The organism is Nocardioides sp. NPDC058538 (assembly GCF_042719275.1).
GTDB lineage: Bacteria > Actinomycetota > Actinomycetes > Propionibacteriales > Nocardioidaceae > Nocardioides.
Map to the genome: position 1 here is coordinate 1 of NZ_JBHXNY010000049.1, position 15,636 is coordinate 15,636.

Genomic DNA, 15,636 nt, shown 5'->3' on the forward strand with positions numbered 1-15,636 from the left:
ACCTAGCTGACGCCTCGGGCGACGGGGGTGACGCCTCGGCCGACCGCGGTGACGCCTCGCTCAGGCGTCGAGATCCTGCGCGACGAGAGCGGCGATGGTGTCGACCGCGGCCTGGTCGGGGCCGGTGACCTCGACCTTGTCGCCGTTGGCGGCGCCGAGGGTCATGATCAGCAGCGACGAGGCCGCATCGACGGGCTCACCGCCTGGGGCGGCGAGGGTGATCTCGGCGCCGAGCTCGTCGACCTTCTCGGAGATGATCGCGGCGGGGCGGGCGTGCAGGCCGACGGCGGAGCCGACGGTGACGGTCTGGGTGGGCATGATGCTCCTTCGGTGGTGTGTTTGAGGGGGTCAGCTGGTCGCGGCGGCCGGGACCGGAGCGCGGCCGAGGGATTTGAGGGCGATCACCATGCCGGCGCCGACGATCACGCCGGCGGCCAGCGCGATCAGGTAGCCGAGCACGTTGGTGACGGCGAAGAGGACGAAGATGCCGCCGTGCGGTGCGCGGACGCCGACGTCGAGGAGCTGGGAGAGGCCGCCGGTCACGGCGCTGCCGACCATGATCGCCGGGATGACGCGCATCGGGTCACCGGCGGCGAAGGGGATCGCTCCCTCGGTGATGAACGAGGCGCCGAGCAGCCAGCCGGCCTTGCCGTTCTCGTGCTCTGCGGGGGTGAAGAGCTGGGGCGTACGACGGTGGCCAGCGCCAGCGCGATCGGCGGGACCATCCCGGCGAGCATGACCGCAGCCATGATCCGAAGCTCGGGGGAGTCGGCGGCGAGGGAGGCGGCACCGACTCCGGTGGCGGCGAAGCTGTAGGCGACCTTGTTGAGCGGGCCGCCCATGTCGAAGGCCATCATCAGGCCGAGCACCGCGCCGAGGGCGACGGCGCTGGTGCCGTCCAGGGCGGCGAGGCCGTCGGTGAGCTGCTCCATCAGCCAGTTGATCGGCTTGCCGAGCACGATGATCATCACCAGACCGGCCAGGATCGAGGTCACCAGCGGGATCACCAGGACGGGCATCAGGCCGCGCGCCCAGCTCGGGACCCGCCATCCGCTGACCCAGTGGGCGATCACGCCGGCGAGGACACCGCCCGCGATCGCGCCGAGGAAGCCGGTCGCAGGAGCCGCGACGCCGTCGGCGTTGACCACGCCGAACAGGTTGGCGGCCAGTGCACCCATGATGAAGCCAGGGGCGATGCCGGGGCGATCGGCGATGGCGTACGCGATATAGCCCGCCAACGCGGGGATGAACAGCATGAACGCGGTCTTGCCGATGACGAAGAACAGCGCGCCGAGATAGACGGCGAGGCCGCTGTCGAAGAGGGCGTGGTCGAGACCGAGGGCCTGTACGTCGGGGAGGTTGGTCAGGGTGTTGTCGACCATGACCGCGCCGTAGACGTCGGTGATGTCGTAGCCGCCGAGCAGGAAGCTCAGGGCGATCAGCAGGCCGCCGGCGGCGACGAACGGGATCATGTACGAGACGCCGGTCATCAGGACCCGGCGGGTCCGTCCGCCCCAGCTCTCCGAGGCGCTGCCGGCGGACTCCGACGAGTCGCCCCGGCCGGACTCCACGCGGGCGGCGCTCGGGTCCGCTGCGGCGGCCAGCGCCTCGGCGATCATCGCGTCGGCGTCGTCGATCGGACGCTTCACTCCGGAGGAGATGAGCGGCTTGCCGGCGAAGCGGCTCCGGTCGCGGACACCGACGTCGACGGCGAAGATGGCGGCGTCAGCGCGGTCGATCGTCTCGGCTGGCAGCGGCGTCGCCCCGGCCGAGCCCTGGGTCTCGACCGCGATCTCCACGCCGGCCCGCGCGGCCGCGGCCTGGAGCGCCTCGGCGGCCATGTAGGTGTGGGCGATACCGGTGGGGCAGGCGGTCACTGCGACCAGGGTGCGCTTCTCCTCCGCAGCTTGGGCCGGCGCGGGCTCTGGCGTCGTGCTCGGGGCGGCGGCCGGTGCGTCGCCGACCGCGTCGAGAATGGTCCGGGCAGCCTGCTCGGCTGAGTCGGTCTCGCGCAGGGTCTGGCCGAACTCGGGACGGGCGAGCGCACGGGCCAGCTTGGTCAGGATGGTCAGATGGGTCGCGTCGCCGCCCGCCGGTGCCCCGATCAGGAAGGCGAGGTCGGCGGGGCCGTCCTTGCCGCCGAAGTCGACCGGCGGAGAGAGCCGGGCGAAAGCCACCACGGGCTCGTCGACCCCGGACGTACGGCAGTGCGGGATCGCCAGGCCGCCGGGGAGACCGGTGGCGGAGACCTCCTCGCGGGCCAGCGCGTCGGCGATGAGCGCGTCGAGGTCGGTGGCGCGGCCGGAGTCGGCCACGCGCTGGGCCAGGGCACGGATGACGTCGTGCTTGTCAGTGCCGAGATCGGCGTCGAGGGCCACGAGTTCGGGGGAGATGAGTGCGGACATCAGAGTCCTCCGGTGATGGGGTCGAGGTCGCGTACGGACACGAGGTCGGCACGGACCTGGGGTGGGGTGGGGAGGGTGGTGCCGGGGAGGCCGGCGGCTGCACTGCCGTACGCGACGGCGAGCCCGAGACGCTCAGGGGCGGAGAGTCCGCGCAGGTCGGCGAGGAGATAGCCGAACAGCGAGCTGTCCCCGGCACCGACCGTGCTGACGACCTCGGTAGGCGGCGGGGTGGCGTGCCAGGTGCCTTCCTCGGAGACGAGGACGGCGCCGTTTCCCCCGAGGGTCGCGAGCACGGCGGTCACGCCCCTGTCGACCAGGGTCCGGGCTGCAGCGGCTGCGGCGGCCGGGTCCTCGAGGGGGTCGGAACCGGTGATGGAGGCCAGCTCCTCGGCGTTGGGCTTGAGGAGGTCGGGTGCGCCGCCCGGGAGCGCGGCGGCGAGCGCCTGGAGGGGTGCCTCGCTGGTGTCGACGGCGATGCGGGTGCCGGTGGAGCGGAGCGCGCTCACGACCTCGGCGTACCAACCCGACGGCGCCTCGGGCGGCAGCGATCCGGCGAGTACGACCCAGCGAGCCTGCTCGGCCTCCTTCACGAGCCGGTCCGCCAGGGCGTCGAGCAGGGCCGGGGTCGCGGTGGCGCCCGGGCCGTTGAGCTTGGTGGTGGTGCCGTCGGGCTCGGTCACGGTGGTGTTGATCCGCGGCGGCCGGCGGGTCCGACGGTCACCACGTCGAGCCCGGAGGCACGCAGCTCGGCGACCATCGGGTCGAGGTCGGGGCAGGGGAGCACGGCCCGGGTGGGAACCCCTGCGGCGTACGCGGCTCCGGAGATGTTCACGCCCTTGCCGCCGGGCTGGGAGGTGGTGGTCCGAGCGCGCAGCACCTCACCGCGGCGCAGCGCGCTGGTGAGCATCACGGTGTGGTCGATGCTCGGGTTGGCGGTCAGGGTGACGATCATGCGATCAGCACCTCGAGGCCGCTCTCACGGAGCTCGTCGGCGACGTCGTCGTCGATGTCGCTGTCGGTGACGAGCACGTCGACGTTGCCCAGCGCGGCGAAGCGGAGTGTGGTCTCGACCCCGATCTTGCTGGAGTCGGTGAGGCACACGACCCGGCGGGCGGCGTTGACCAGCGCGCGCTTGGTCGCGGCCTCCTCGTGGTCGGGGGTGGAGAGGCCGTGGGCCAGCGTGAGTCCGTTGGTGGCCACGAAGGTGACATCGACCCGCAGCCGGCTCAGTGCGTCCACGGTCTCGGCGCCGACCGCGGCCTGGGTGGCCGGCCGGACGCGACCGGGCAGCAGGTGGAGCTCGATCTGAGGGCTGCCGGCCAGCATGGCGGCGACGGGGACCGCGTGGGTCACCACGGTGAGCTGGTGTTCGCGCGGCAGGGCGTGGGCGAACCTGCTGGTCGTCGTACCGGCGTCGATCGCGATGGTGCCGCCTTCGGTGGGGAGGAGTGCGAGCGCGGCCCGGGCGATGCGGTCCTTCTGCGCGGTGAAGGTCTGCTCGCGCTCGCCGAGCGCGGACTCGAGCACGGCCATGGTCTCTACCGGCACCGCGCCGCCGTGGACCCGGCGGACCAGGCCTCGCCGCTCCAGCGTGGAGAGGTCTCGCCGCACGGTCTCGGTGGTGACCTCGAACCGCTCGGCGATGTCGGCCACGGATATCCGCCCGCGCTCGGCGACGAGACGGGCCGTCGCGATCTGTCGCTCCTCGGCGTACATCGCGGCCTCCTTCATGATCGGTGTGGTTTCAGGTGGGTTTCGGCGTTGTGAATGCCCACATATGTTGTTTTATGCCCGAATGTGTTGACTAGTCAAGGGGTTAGGGCAGATATTTGTGGCCATGGTCACGTCTCACTCATCTGTCCTCTCCGGCACTCCGGTGGTCCCGGGGATCGTGCTGGCGCCCGTTCACGTGGTGCGAACCGAGGTCGATCCCGACGCGCTGGAGTCCCTCGAGCGACGCGGCTTCGACCAGCCCGAGGACGCGCTCGCGGCCTACGAAGCGGCCGCGACCGCCGTCGCCGACGGGTACGCCCGCCGGGCCGAGGCCGCATCCGGCGCGGCCGCCTCCGTCCTGAGTGCGAGCGCGGGCCTGGCCCGTGACAAGGGACTGCGAGTCGCGGTGGAGAAGCACCTGCGCGCGGGGGAGGGTCCGGTCGCCTCCGTCGTGGCGGCGGTGGAGCAGTTCGCCACGCTGTTCAGCGGGATGGGTGGCCTGATGGCCGAGCGCGTCACCGACCTGCGCGACATCGAGCGCCGGGTCCTCGCCCACCTCGCCGGTGAGCCCGAACCCGGCGTGGACATGCCCGAGGGGACGTGCGTGCTGGTGGCCGCCGACCTGGCGCCCTCCGACACCGCCGCGCTCGACCCGGCTCGTGTGGTCGCGCTGGTCACCGAGCGCGGCGGCCCCACCAGCCACACCGCGATCATCGCCCGCCAGCTCGGCATCCCGTGCCTGGTCGGCGTGGCCGGCGCGACCGGCATCGCCGCGGGAACCCCGGTGCTCGTCGACGGCCAGGCCGGGATCGTCGACCTGGAGCCGGGGCCCGACGCTGCCGCCCGCGCCGAGGCCGACCTTGCCCGGCGCCAGGCGGTCGCCGCCTGGACCGGGCCCGGACGCACGGCTGACGGCCACCCGGTGGCCCTGCTCGCCAACGTCGCCGATGGCTCCTCGGCACGAGACGCGGCCGCCGGCCAGGTCGAAGGCGTGGGCCTCTTCCGCACCGAGCTCTGCTTCCTCGACCGTCGCGAGGAGCCCACCGTCAGCGAGCAGGCCGACGTCTATGCCGAGGTGCTCGCGCCCTTCGCCGGCCGCGGCCATGTCGTCGTACGCACCCTGGACGCGGGCTCGGACAAGCCGATCGCCTTCGCGACCCATGAGGGCGAGGAGAACCCGGCCCTGGGCGTACGCGGCCTGCGGCTCGCCGCCGACAACCCTGGCCTGCTGGAGCGTCAGCTCGACGCCATCGCTATCGCCGCCGAGCGCACCGGAGCCGACACCTGGGTGATGGCGCCGATGGTCGCCACCGTCCAGGAGGCCGCCGACTTCGCCGCCCTGGTCCGCGCCCGCGGCCTCAAGCCGGGTGTCATGGTCGAGGTGCCGGCGGCGGCGCTGATGGCCCACCGGATGCTGGAGGTGGTCGACTTCCTCTCCATCGGCACCAACGACCTGACCCAGTACGCCATGGCCGCCGACCGACTCGCCACCGATCTCGCCCACCTCACCGATCCCTGGCAGTCGGCGGTGCTGCAGCTCATCGCGATCACCGCCGAGGCGGGGCGTACGGCCGGCAAGCCTGTCGGCATCTGCGGCGAGGCCGCCGCCGACCCGCTCCTCGCGCCCGTGCTCGTCGGGCTGGGCGTCACCTCGCTGTCGATGGCCCCCGCCGCCGTGGCTGCCGTCGGCGCCCGGCTCGAGTCCGTGACCGCCGGACTGTGCGACGAAGCCGCCGAGGCTGCCCTCGGCGCTCTTTCACCAGCCCGGGGCCGGGAGGCGGTTGCGGCACTCCTGGACTGACTCGGGGGCTGTACGCGGCAAACTGGGCTCATGCCCGCGCGCTACGTCTTCGCCGAGACCTGGGAGCTGCCGATGTCGACCGAGGCGGTGCGAGATGTGCTGGTCGACCTGGAGCGCTATCCCGAGTGGTGGCCGCAGGTGCGGGCGGTGGCGAAGCTGGGGGAGGACGACGCCCTGCTGGTGTGCCGCTCGGCGCTGCCGTACGACCTGGAGATCGTGCTGCACGCGGTCAGCCGAGACCTGCCGACGCTGGAGGTCGGGCTCGGCGGCGACCTGGACGGGTTCGCGCGGTGGACGCTGACGCCGGCGCCGGGCGGGAGCCGGATGGTGTTCGAGCAGGAGGTCGCCGTAGACGGCCTGCTCGGCCTGGCCTCGATGCTGTTGCGGCCGGTGCTGACCTGGAACCACCGGCAGATGATGCTCGGCTGCCGGGAGGGGCTGGTCGCAGCGGTCTAGAGTGCGGAGCCCTTCTGGTATTCGGCCCAGGGCAGGTTCCAGTCGCCGAAGCCGTTGTCCCACTCCATCTTCCGGTCGGTGCCGGTGGTCTCGACGACGTCGCCGATGCGGGCCAGGCCGTAGAGCCAGGCGGCGTTGGCGGTGGAGAGGCCGGTGCAGCCGTGGGAGACGTTGGCGTAGCCCTGGGACCCGGTCGACCAGGGCGCGGCGTGGATGAACTCGCCGGAGTTGCTGATCCGCATGGCGTACTCGACGTCGTCGAGGGAGTAGTAGTCGCTCGAGCTCTGGTCGGAGATGCCGATCGTCTCCGAGCGCATCTCCTTGACGCGGTGCTTCTCGGAGATGACCTTGATCCCGGAGCGCGTGGTGAAGCCGGGCTTGCCGGTGGTGATCGGGATCGTACGCAGCAGCTTGCCGTTGCTGAAGACCTTCATCTGATGCGTACGCGCGTTGACCTTGAAGACGTGCGCGTCACCGACCTTGTAGGTGGCTGTGCGGCTGTGCTGGCCGTAGACGTCCCCGCCGGCGGAGGCGCCGTTGATGTCGAGGTCGACCTTGATGGTCGTGCCCGGCTTCCAGTAGGCCTGCGGTCGGTAGCGGGCCTCGGTGTCGGAGACCCAGTACCAGGAGCCGGTCTGCGCCGGGGTGGAGGTGACGTGCATGCGCTTCTCGAAGGAGGCGTGGTCCTTGACCGGGATGTCGAAGTAGACCGCGACCGGCATTCCGACGCCGACCTCGGACTTGTCGACGGGGACGATCGTGGCGAAGGTCTGCTGGGCCAGGGAGAGCGAGCGGGTGGTGAAGCTGCTGGTGACCTCGCCGGTCTCACCGGTGGCGGTGACCGTGTAGCGCAGTGCCGGGTCGAGCAGGTCGTTGGCGATCCACGTCGACTTGTCCTCGGAGAGCGAGCCGGGCACGGTGCGTCCGTCGGGCTTGGCGACCTTCACGCTCGTGAACTCGCCCGAGGTCGCGGTCACCGTCACGGTGCTGTCGACCGGTACGTCCTTGGCGCCGTCGGCGGGGGAGATCTTGGCGGTGAGGGCCTCCGCGGACGGCGAGGCGCTGGCCGACTCGCCGTTCGCGGCGGACTCCGGGCTCTCGGAGTTCCCGGCGCAGCCGGAGAGTGCGATCAGGGCCACCACGGCCACCACGACAGGAAAAGGACGAACCCGCATGGGACAACTATGCGGTAGGCGGCAACCGAATTCTCGGCGCGTCCGCGCGTGTGATGAAGGTTGTGGTGTTGTCGGTGCTGCCACGTACGGTATCTGCCGATGAGTGACACTCGCGTCGAGGCGGCGTACGCCGGGGCTCTGGCCGCCTTCAAGAACCCGATGCTCGACCTCCTCCACGGCCGGTTCGCGCCGTTCGTGGTGGCGGTGCTCTCGGTGACCTTCACCTCCGAGCGAGCCGCCGTGCCGGTGGTGGACGCGCACGCCGAGATCGGCGACATGGTGGACCGGCTCCGGGCGACCGGCCATGCCGAGGGCGAGGGTGGCGAGGTGATGTTGCCGGTCGGCACGGCCCGCGAACTGTGCCGCCAGTGGGTGCGCGCCGGGTGGCTGCTGCGCCAGATCGAGGGCGAGGACGAGGTCTACCGGCTCTCCGCGCATGCGGTGGGCGCCCTCGAGATCGCCGGCCGGGCGAGCGGATCTCGGGCGCGGGTCTCGGAGTCGCGGGTCAGGACGCTGCTGGAGGCGGTCGAGCGGCTCGCCCTGGACGCCGACCCCGACGTGCTGACCCGGGTGGCGCGGCTGACCGAGGAGATCGCCGAGCGGCGCGCCGAGATCGCCCGTCTGGACCGCACCGGCCTCGTCGACGCCGTCGATGACGACACCCTGCTGGAGCAGGCAGAGAACATCCTCCATCTGACCCGCGAGCTCCCCGCCGACTTCGCGCGGGTGGTCGAGTCGATCCGGGCGATGCAGCGTGACGTGGTGACCGACCTGCGTCAGGACGTACGTCCGGCCGGCGAGGTCCTGCGCGAGTACCTGCAGCGCGGCAAGGATGTGATGGCCTCCACGCCCGAGGGCAAGGCGTTCGCCGGTGCGCTGAGGATGATCGGTGACCCGCGCCGCCTCGACGACCTGGCCACCAACCTGCACACCGTGCTGCGACATCGGTTCACCAGGCAGATGGGCCCGCACGAGCGGGCCGAGCTGGCCGCGGTCGGACGCCGGATCGAGACGGGCGTCGCCGAGGTGCTGGCAGCCCAGCAGACCGCCTCCCACGTGATCACCACCCAGGTGCGTACGCACGACCCGGCCCGCGACCGGCAGGTCGACGACCTGCTGCGCGATGTGATGGTCGGCTTCCAGGCGTGGATGCCGTCCTCGCGGCCGGCCGAGTCCGTCGAGCCGCTGCGCCGGCTGCCCGTCGCCGACCTCGGTCACCTGCGCCAGTCGGTCAGCGAGCTGCGACCGCCTGAGCCACCGGCGCCGCTCGCCGACTGGGGCGATGTGGAGAGCGCGGTCGAGGACACCAAGGCTTGGGGCGGGCCGGGCTACCGGGCGATCGAGGCCCACCTGGACGCCTATCTGGTGACCCACGGGGCCGAGGAACCGGTGGACCTGGCGGAGGTCTTCGCGGCCGCGCCGCAGGAGATCCGACGGCCTGTCGACCTGCTCGGGCTGCTGGAGATCGCCCACCGGCGCGGGATAACCGAGACGGGGGAGATCTCCACGATCGAGGCGGTACGGGCCGACGGGGTGCGGCGACGGTTCGCGTTCGGCGGAGTGAGGCTCAACGCATTGATGGCGGCAGATGCCGAAGGAACTGGCACAGGGGGGATGGGCGTTGAGTGACACCGTGACACCGGCCGAGACTGAGGCTAACCCTCAAGTTGAGCTTGAGGCTGGAGCCGTGGCCTACGGCAGCGAACCGGAAGGCTTCATCGAGCCCATCCCGATGGAGGACGACCCGACCGAGCTCTTCGTCGGCGACCGCGGCGTCCTCGACGCCGACATCCGCCGGGTGCTGGTCCAGCTGCTGCGCCGCCGGTTCATCACGGCCGAGAAGAGCCCGCGGCAGTGGCGTACGTTGCTCGACCATCAGGCGGTGATCGAGTCCCGGCTCCACGACCTGTTCATCCGGCTCGTCGTCGACCATGACCGCGGCATCGCCTACAAGCGACAGGTGCGCTCGGAGGAGCTCGACGTGCCGGTGCTTCTCAAGGACGACGCCTACTCGCGGGCCGAGACGCTCGTGCTGGTCCATCTCCGCACCGTCTTCCAGCGCGAACGAGGCGCGGGGGAGAACTCCGCGCGGGTTGACGCCGACGAGCTGGAGCAGACCGTACTCACCTACTTCGACGTCGCCAGCGGCGATGCCTCCGCGCGCCGCGAGATCCGCCGGGCAGTCGACCGGCTCGCTCGCGAGGGGCTGATCGAGGAGGAGTCCGAGGAGCGCTACCGGATCACCCCCCTCGTCGAGATCGTGCTCAGCGTCGAGAAGCTCGCAGAGCTCAAGGCGTGGCTGAAGGAGTCCGGCGGTCGAGCCGCGAAGCCGCCTGCGGCCGAGCGTGTGGAGGCCAGCGAGAACGACGACGCCGATGACGATGAGGAGACCGAGCAGTGAACATGATCGACAGCCTCTTCGGCCTCATCCCCGCCCGCTCGAACGGCCGGCAGTGGGTCGCGCGCGAGCTGCAGCTGGTCAACTGGGGCGGCTACGACGGTGCCCACCGGGTGCGGTTCTCGCCGACGGCGACGCTGCTGACCGGAGGATCCGGGTCGGGCAAGTCGACGCTGATGGACGCCTACATCGCGCTGATCATGCCCCACACGACGCCCTTCAACGGTGCCTCCAACGGCGGTGTCGTGGGCCGTCCGCGCGGCCAGGACCAGCGCAACATCCTCTCCTACGCGCGCGGCAAGATCGACGAGGCGAAGACCGCCGACGGGACCAAGATCCGAGTCCTGCGCGGCGATGGCCGCGACACCTGGTCGGCGATCGCGATGACCTGGGAGGACCAGACCGGCACCCGCTTCACCGCAGTCCGGGCCTGGTACGTTCCCGCGTCCGCCAAGAACCTCGACGACGTGACCAAGCTCCGTGCCGTTGCCGAGGCGGGCTTCGACGTACGTGATCTGGAGCCGGTCGCCGCCCACCGGTTCACGCGCACCTCGGTCTCCGAGGTCGGGCTGACCCCGCTCGACACCGACCGCGACTTCACCGCCCGGATCCACTCCGCGCTCGGGATCGGTGCCGCCGGCGACGGCGAGAAGGCGGTCAACCTGCTCGGCCGGATCCAGGCGGGGCAGCAGATCACCACGGTCGACGACCTCTACAAGAAGATGGTGCTCGAGGAGCCCGAGACCCTCGCGACCGCCGACGGCGTCGTCGCGCACTTCGACGAGCTCTCCGCTACCCGCGACCGGATGGTCACCGCGCAACAGCAGGTGCGTGCGCTGACGCCGATCCGCGAACACCGCCTCGCCATCGAGGCGGCGGCCGAGCGGCTCGGCGTGATCGAGGACATCGGCTCGTTCGCGGAGGAGTCCACCCCGGCAGGGCTCTGGCGGGCCGGGCAGCGGGTCGAGCTGATCAGTGCGCTCGAGGCCGATCTCAGCGAACGTCACCGCGAAGCGGAGCGGTCGGTTCACGAGCAGGAGGCGCTGGTCGCCGCCGCCGAGAGCGAGCGGGAGGCCCTGGAGCAGACCCTGCGCGCCTCCGGCGGCGATCGCCTCGAGACCGCCACCCGCGAGATCAAGGCCGCTGAGACCAGGCTCGCGAGCGTACGCAGCGCGCGGTCCTCGCTCGACGGCGAGTTCTCGGTGCTCGATGTCGACGTGGCGGACCAGCAGGCGTTCGAGGACTTGCTGGATCGGGCTCGGGCGGCCCTGGCCGACAAGGAGGGTCGTCGAGCCGCCCGCAACACCTACGCCGCGGCCCGATCCGCCGCGGACGAGGCGGTGAGACGGCTCGATGCTCTCGAGCAGGAGCTCCGTGACGCCAGGAGCGTGAAGAACAACATCCCCGAACCGCTCCGCGCCGCCCGCGAAGTGCTGGCCGGGGCCGCCGGTCTGACCCCGGCCGACATGCCGTTCGTCGGCGAGCTGGTCGAGGTGCGCACCGAGCACGAGGCCTGGCGTGAGGCGTTCAACCTCGCGCTGGGCGGGTTCGCGACCACGCTGCTCATCGACGCTGCTCACACCGGTGCGTTCCGCGCCGCGATCGACTCGGTGCGGACGCCGACCCGGGTGCGGTTCGAGGCCGTACACACAGGAATGCGCGACCAGAGCGATCCCGACGAGGGCACCCTGCCCGGGCGCCTGGAGTATCGGCGCACCGTCTTCACCGGGTGGCTCAAGGAGCGGCTGGTCTCGCGGCACGGGTACGTGTGCGTGCAGACGCCGAGCCTGCTCGCGCAGCACAAGATGGCGCTCACCGTCACCGGCCAGGTCTCCCAGGGCGCCCGGGGTGCGCACGGCGGCCACGGCGCCCGCAACGTGCTCGGCTTCACCAACACGCGGCTGGTCGCGCAGCTCGAGGAGGAGATCGACGCGGTCCGACGCGAGACCGACGAGGCGGCCGGCGCGGTTGAGAAGGCCGAGCAGGCGCTCGAGGACCTCGACGCCAGCCGCGCCGCTTACCAGGCGATCACGAAGGTCTCCTGGGATCAGGTCGACGTGGCCTCGGCCGAGGCCGAGCGCGACCGCTGGGCCTCGGTCATCGCCGAGGTCACCGCCGACAATCCCGAGATCGCCGATCTTCAGGACCGGGTCGCCGAAGCGCGCCGCAAGGCCGCCGATCGGCGCGAGGACGTGGGCCGGGCCAAGAGCGACTTCGAAAAGCTCGACGAGCGGTGGAGCGCGATCGTCGACGAGGTCGACCAGGCCAAGGATGCGCTCGAGAAGGCTGAGGCATCGGGCTTGGAACTCCGCGCTGACCAGCTGGAATACCTCGACGAGCTGTTCCGGGCGTCGGGTGGTGACGAGGCTGGCCGTCGCGAGGACGTGCTCGCCGAGCTCGATGCCGTCTTCGTCCGCGCGGGCGGGCGGTTGAGCGTCGATCACGAGGCCGCACAGGTGACGATCGGGCAGGCGAGGTCGCAGCTGCAGCAGACCTTCGAGGCGTTCCTGGAGCGCTGGCCCAACCCGAACCTCCACACCGACCCCGATGCCTCCTACGCCGACTTCGACCGTCTCCTCGACGAGCTGCAGACCAGCGGCCTGCACGAGCTCGAGGTCGAGTGGCGCGACTCGCTGCTCAAACTGTCGGGCAACGACCTGACCAACCTCGACTCGACCCTGTCGCGGGCCGTGCGTGAGATCCGGGACCGGATCGACCCGATCAACCAGATCCTCGCCGAGCTGCCGTTCAACGACGACGGCCACCGGCTCCGGATCGACACCCAAGAGGGCCAGTCGGCGGTGCGTGGCCGCTTCCGCAAGGAGCTCCGCACCGTGCGCGACCTGATCGAGAAGGCCTCGTCCAACGAGACCCGGGAGCAGGCCTACACCCGGATGTCCCGGCTCATCGACCGCATGCGCCGCACGGCGCCCGACTTCGCCGACCTGATCGACGTACGCAACCACGTGCGCGTCAGCGCCGAGAAGGTCACCGCCGACACCGGCGAGCACGTCGCCCTCTACGACCACATCGGTGAGAAGTCCGGCGGCGAGTCGCAGGAGCTGGTCGCCTTCATCGTCGGGGCGGCACTGCGCTACCAGCTCGGCGACGCCGGCGCAGACCGGCCGCGCTACGCCCCGGTCTTCCTCGACGAGGCGTTGATCAAGGCCGACGCCCGCTTCACCGGCCGCGCCATCGGTGCCTGGCGAGGTCTGGGCTTCCAGCTCATCATCGGCGCCCCCAACGACAAGCACAGCGCCATCGAGCCACACGTCGACGTTCAGTACACAGTGCTCAAGGACGCCGCGGGCTACTCGTTCCCGAAGCTCGAGGTGGGTCTGGAGGAGGTCTCGGCCCGTTGAGCGCTCGGCTGTTGGGTCCAGAGGCTGCACGCGACGCGCTCGCTCGTCGGATCGAGGCCGACTGGGCGACGGCGGTCTGCGTGGAGGTCCAGCGCGGGCCATTCGACTTCGAGATCTCTCTGCGTCCGAATGTGAAGAGCGGGGCCGACGTCGAGCGGATCGGGACCGACTCCTGGGAGCGGTGGCGTGCCGCATGGCGCCGACTCGAGTTGCCGTCAGAGGTAGGACCCGAGGCGTGGATCGAGCACTCGTCGGTCTCGGTACGCCGTGGGCGTCAATCGGCACCGAGGTATCTGCGCGCTCCCGACCTGGGCTCAGCAGAAGCCGTGCTCACCGTGCTCGGTGGTGGTCCGGTCGAGATCGATGTCGCTCGCGCCCGAGTCGTCGCCGAGCGAATGCGAGCGACCGGAGCGACACTCAGCGGGAGCCAGCTCAAGAAGGTCGTCAAACTCTCCGACGTCGACCTGGATGTGCTCGACCGAGTGGTGCGCTGGCTTGCAGATCATCAAGACCTGAGTAGATGGACCGCCCGCCAGCTGCCGATCCCCCAGGTCCACACCAAGTGGCTCGATGACCACAAGTCACTCGTGAACAGTCTGACCGGCCGCGACCTCGACGCAGAGCTGCGCCAGCGGCCGATCGCGGTCCACCTCACCTACGTCGATCCCACCTATCTCGCCGGCCCGGACAACCCTCGTCGGCACGACTCGTGGACGACAGGCGATAGCCACTCCATTCGATACCTCCCGCAGACGGTCGTGGTTGTCGAGAATCGGGACTGCCGGATCTCCTTCCCCGAGGTCCAGGGCACGGTCGTGGTCGAGGGAGGCGGTGCTGCGGCCACAGCGCTGGTGGCGGAGATCCCGTGGGTTCGTGAGGCCGAGAGGGTCGTCTACTGGGGCGACATGGATGCAGACGGATACGCCATCCTTGCCCGATTCCGTGCAGCGCTGCCCAAGGTGTCCTCGATCCTCATGGACCTGCACACCATGGACCGACACAAGGCGCAGGGAGTGAGTGAGGACAAGGAGGGCAACCCTCTCAAGCCATCGGGCCGCAACCTGGCCGAGCTCACCGATGACGAGCGGGATGCCTACGCCACGGTCGCGACCGCAGGAGAAGCCGGCTTCCGACGTATCGAACAGGAGAAGCTTCCTCCCGAGGAAGCGGTCGCTGCCCTGATGGCGCGCTGACCGTCTACGGCTGCATCGAGAGGAACAGGAACGCCGCCAGCAGGACCAGGTGGACGAACCCCTGCAGGGCGTAGACGCGGCCCTGGACGACGGTGAGCCCGGTGACGAAGACGGAGATGACCAGCAGCACGATCTGCGTCGGCTCGAGGCCCAGCTCGAGGGGGCCGGTGAGCCAGATCATCGCGACGGCGAGGGCGGGGATGGTGAGTCCGATCGACGCCATCGCCGAGCCGTAGGCGAGGTTGAGGCTGGTCTGGACCCGGTCTCGGGAGGCGTTGCGGACCGCGGCGATCGACTCGGGGGCGAGAACGAGGAGAGCGATCACGACACCCACGACCGCGTAAGGGAACCCGAGGCTCTTGACGGTGCTCTCGATCGTGGGAGAGAGAACCTTCGCCAGGCCGACCACGGCGACGAGGGAGACCAGGAGGAGGGCCAGGCTGAGCGTGGCCTCGCCCGCCGAGGGCGGGTCGGCGTGGCCGTCCTTGTCGAGGTCGACCAACCCGGTCATCCGGCCGTGCTCGTCGCTGGTGACGGGAAGGAAGAAGTCGCGGTGGCGGACCGTCTGGGTGAAGAGGAAGGCGACGTAGAGCGCCAGCGAGGCGATGGCGGCGAAGACGAGCTGTGAGGTCGAGTACTGCGGGCCCTGCGCCGACGTCGTGAACCTCGGCAGCACCAGGGTGAGGCCGGCCAGGGCGATGACGGTCGCGACCGCCGACCCGGTGCCGGCGGCGTTGAAGCTGACCAGTCCGTGCTTGAGGGCGCCGACCATGAGCGAGAGCCCGACGATGCCGTTGAGGGTGATCATCACCGCGGCGAAGACGGTGTCGCGGGCATAGGTGCTGGTGCTGTCGCCACCGCTGGTCATCAGCATCACGATCAGGCCGACCTCGATCACGGTCACCGCGATCGCGAGGATCAGGGAGCCGAACGGCTCCCCGACCTTGTGGGCGACGACCTCGGCGTGGTGCACCGCACCGAGCACCGCGCCGATCAGCACCGCCGCCACCACGGCCAGGATCGCCCAGTGGTCGTGGCGGAGCCACGCGAAGGCCAGCACCACCAGGGCGAGGATCGGCACGACCAATGACCATTGCAGGCGGCCCCGGACCGCTGGCGCACTCATGGGGCGA

At 70.8% G+C, this 15,636-nt stretch carries 12 protein-coding genes and 1 pseudogene; 6 read left to right on the plus strand and 7 right to left on the minus strand.

Features of this window, described 5'->3' with window-relative positions; all coding sequences use genetic code 11:
• Positions 1–60 precede the first annotated feature (60 nt).
• From ACFWQC_RS26220 to ACFWQC_RS26240, 5 genes and pseudogenes are all read right to left on the minus strand, one after another.
• Complete coding sequence (locus ACFWQC_RS26220) at positions 61–318, minus strand: HPr family phosphocarrier protein (protein ID WP_378685080.1); 258 nt, start codon at positions 316–318, stop codon at positions 61–63.
• Positions 319–348: 30 nt separating this feature from the next.
• Positions 349–2,408, minus strand: a pseudogene (locus ACFWQC_RS26225) (fructose-specific PTS transporter subunit EIIC).
• Complete coding sequence (locus tag ACFWQC_RS26230; RefSeq protein WP_378685083.1) at positions 2,405–3,085, minus strand: 1-phosphofructokinase family hexose kinase; 681 nt, start codon at positions 3,083–3,085, stop codon at positions 2,405–2,407. The pseudogene ACFWQC_RS26225 and the gene ACFWQC_RS26230 overlap by 4 nt, the downstream one beginning before the upstream one ends.
• Positions 3,082–3,357 carry a hypothetical protein gene (locus ACFWQC_RS26235; protein ID WP_378685086.1) on the minus strand — a complete coding sequence of 92 codons (276 nt, stop codon included), beginning with the start codon at positions 3,355–3,357 and terminating at the stop codon, positions 3,082–3,084. Before ACFWQC_RS26235 ends, ACFWQC_RS26230 begins: the two co-directional genes overlap by 4 nt.
• On the minus strand, positions 3,354–4,136 hold the full coding sequence (locus tag ACFWQC_RS26240; RefSeq protein WP_378685089.1) for a DeoR/GlpR family DNA-binding transcription regulator: 783 nt from the start codon (positions 4,134–4,136) through the stop codon (positions 3,354–3,356). Before ACFWQC_RS26240 ends, ACFWQC_RS26235 begins: the two co-directional genes overlap by 4 nt.
• Before the next feature lie 106 nt (positions 4,137–4,242).
• Between ACFWQC_RS26240 and ptsP the strand changes: the two genes are divergently transcribed.
• Together ptsP and ACFWQC_RS26250 are read left to right on the plus strand one after the other, a co-directional pair.
• Complete coding sequence (gene ptsP, locus ACFWQC_RS26245) at positions 4,243–5,919, plus strand: phosphoenolpyruvate--protein phosphotransferase (RefSeq protein ID WP_378685092.1); 1,677 nt, start codon at positions 4,243–4,245, stop codon at positions 5,917–5,919.
• A 30-nt stretch (positions 5,920–5,949) separates the two neighbouring features.
• On the plus strand, positions 5,950–6,375 hold the full coding sequence (locus ACFWQC_RS26250; RefSeq protein ID WP_378685095.1) for an SRPBCC family protein: 426 nt from the start codon (positions 5,950–5,952) through the stop codon (positions 6,373–6,375).
• On the opposite strand, the gene ACFWQC_RS26255 is transcribed toward ACFWQC_RS26250, so the two are convergent.
• Positions 6,372–7,550, minus strand: a complete 1,179-nt coding sequence (locus ACFWQC_RS26255) for an Ig-like domain-containing protein (protein WP_378685097.1) — start codon at positions 7,548–7,550, stop codon at positions 6,372–6,374. The genes ACFWQC_RS26250 and ACFWQC_RS26255 overlap by 4 nt on opposite strands.
• Before the next feature lie 99 nt (positions 7,551–7,649).
• Here ACFWQC_RS26255 and ACFWQC_RS26260 point away from each other — a divergent pair, with 99 nt between their 5' ends.
• The 4 genes from ACFWQC_RS26260 to ACFWQC_RS26275 are packed head-to-tail and all read left to right on the plus strand — an operon-like array spanning position 7,650 to position 14,503.
• Positions 7,650–9,179 carry a DUF3375 domain-containing protein gene (locus ACFWQC_RS26260; protein ID WP_378685099.1) on the plus strand — a complete coding sequence of 510 codons (1,530 nt, stop codon included), beginning with the start codon at positions 7,650–7,652 and terminating at the stop codon, positions 9,177–9,179.
• A 58-nt stretch (positions 9,180–9,237) separates the two neighbouring features.
• Positions 9,238–9,951, plus strand: coding sequence for a DUF4194 domain-containing protein (locus ACFWQC_RS26265; RefSeq protein ID WP_378685102.1), 714 nt, complete (start codon positions 9,238–9,240; stop codon positions 9,949–9,951).
• Positions 9,952–9,953: 2 nt separating this feature from the next.
• Positions 9,954–13,310, plus strand: coding sequence for an ATP-binding protein (locus tag ACFWQC_RS26270; protein ID WP_378685139.1), 3,357 nt, complete (start codon positions 9,954–9,956; stop codon positions 13,308–13,310).
• Positions 13,307–14,503, plus strand: a complete 1,197-nt coding sequence (locus ACFWQC_RS26275) for a Wadjet anti-phage system protein JetD domain-containing protein (RefSeq protein WP_378685105.1) — start codon at positions 13,307–13,309, stop codon at positions 14,501–14,503. Before ACFWQC_RS26270 ends, ACFWQC_RS26275 begins: the two co-directional genes overlap by 4 nt.
• 4 nt (positions 14,504–14,507) lie before the next feature.
• Here the strand turns inward: ACFWQC_RS26275 and ACFWQC_RS26280 are convergent, their stop codons facing one another.
• Positions 14,508–15,629: a calcium:proton antiporter gene (locus ACFWQC_RS26280; protein WP_378685108.1), complete on the minus strand. Its 1,122-nt coding sequence runs from the start codon at positions 15,627–15,629 to the stop codon at positions 14,508–14,510.
• Positions 15,630–15,636: the final 7 nt, after the last annotated feature.

Coding starts and splice junctions, on each gene's coding strand:
- ACFWQC_RS26235 (WP_378685086.1), bottom strand. CDS start 3,357: ATGATCGTCACCCTGACCGCCAACCCGAGCATCGACCACACCGTGATG.
- ACFWQC_RS26260 (WP_378685099.1), top strand. CDS start 7,650: ATGAGTGACACTCGCGTCGAGGCGGCGTACGCCGGGGCTCTGGCCGCC.
- ACFWQC_RS26240 (WP_378685089.1), bottom strand. CDS start 4,136: ATGAAGGAGGCCGCGATGTACGCCGAGGAGCGACAGATCGCGACGGCC.
- ACFWQC_RS26250 (WP_378685095.1), top strand. CDS start 5,950: ATGCCCGCGCGCTACGTCTTCGCCGAGACCTGGGAGCTGCCGATGTCG.
- ACFWQC_RS26220 (WP_378685080.1), bottom strand. CDS start 318: ATGCCCACCCAGACCGTCACCGTCGGCTCCGCCGTCGGCCTGCACGCC.
- ACFWQC_RS26280 (WP_378685108.1), bottom strand. CDS start 15,629: ATGAGTGCGCCAGCGGTCCGGGGCCGCCTGCAATGGTCATTGGTCGTG.
- ACFWQC_RS26255 (WP_378685097.1), bottom strand. CDS start 7,550: ATGCGGGTTCGTCCTTTTCCTGTCGTGGTGGCCGTGGTGGCCCTGATC.
- ACFWQC_RS26270 (WP_378685139.1), top strand. CDS start 9,954: ATGATCGACAGCCTCTTCGGCCTCATCCCCGCCCGCTCGAACGGCCGG.
- ptsP (WP_378685092.1), top strand. CDS start 4,243: ATGGTCACGTCTCACTCATCTGTCCTCTCCGGCACTCCGGTGGTCCCG.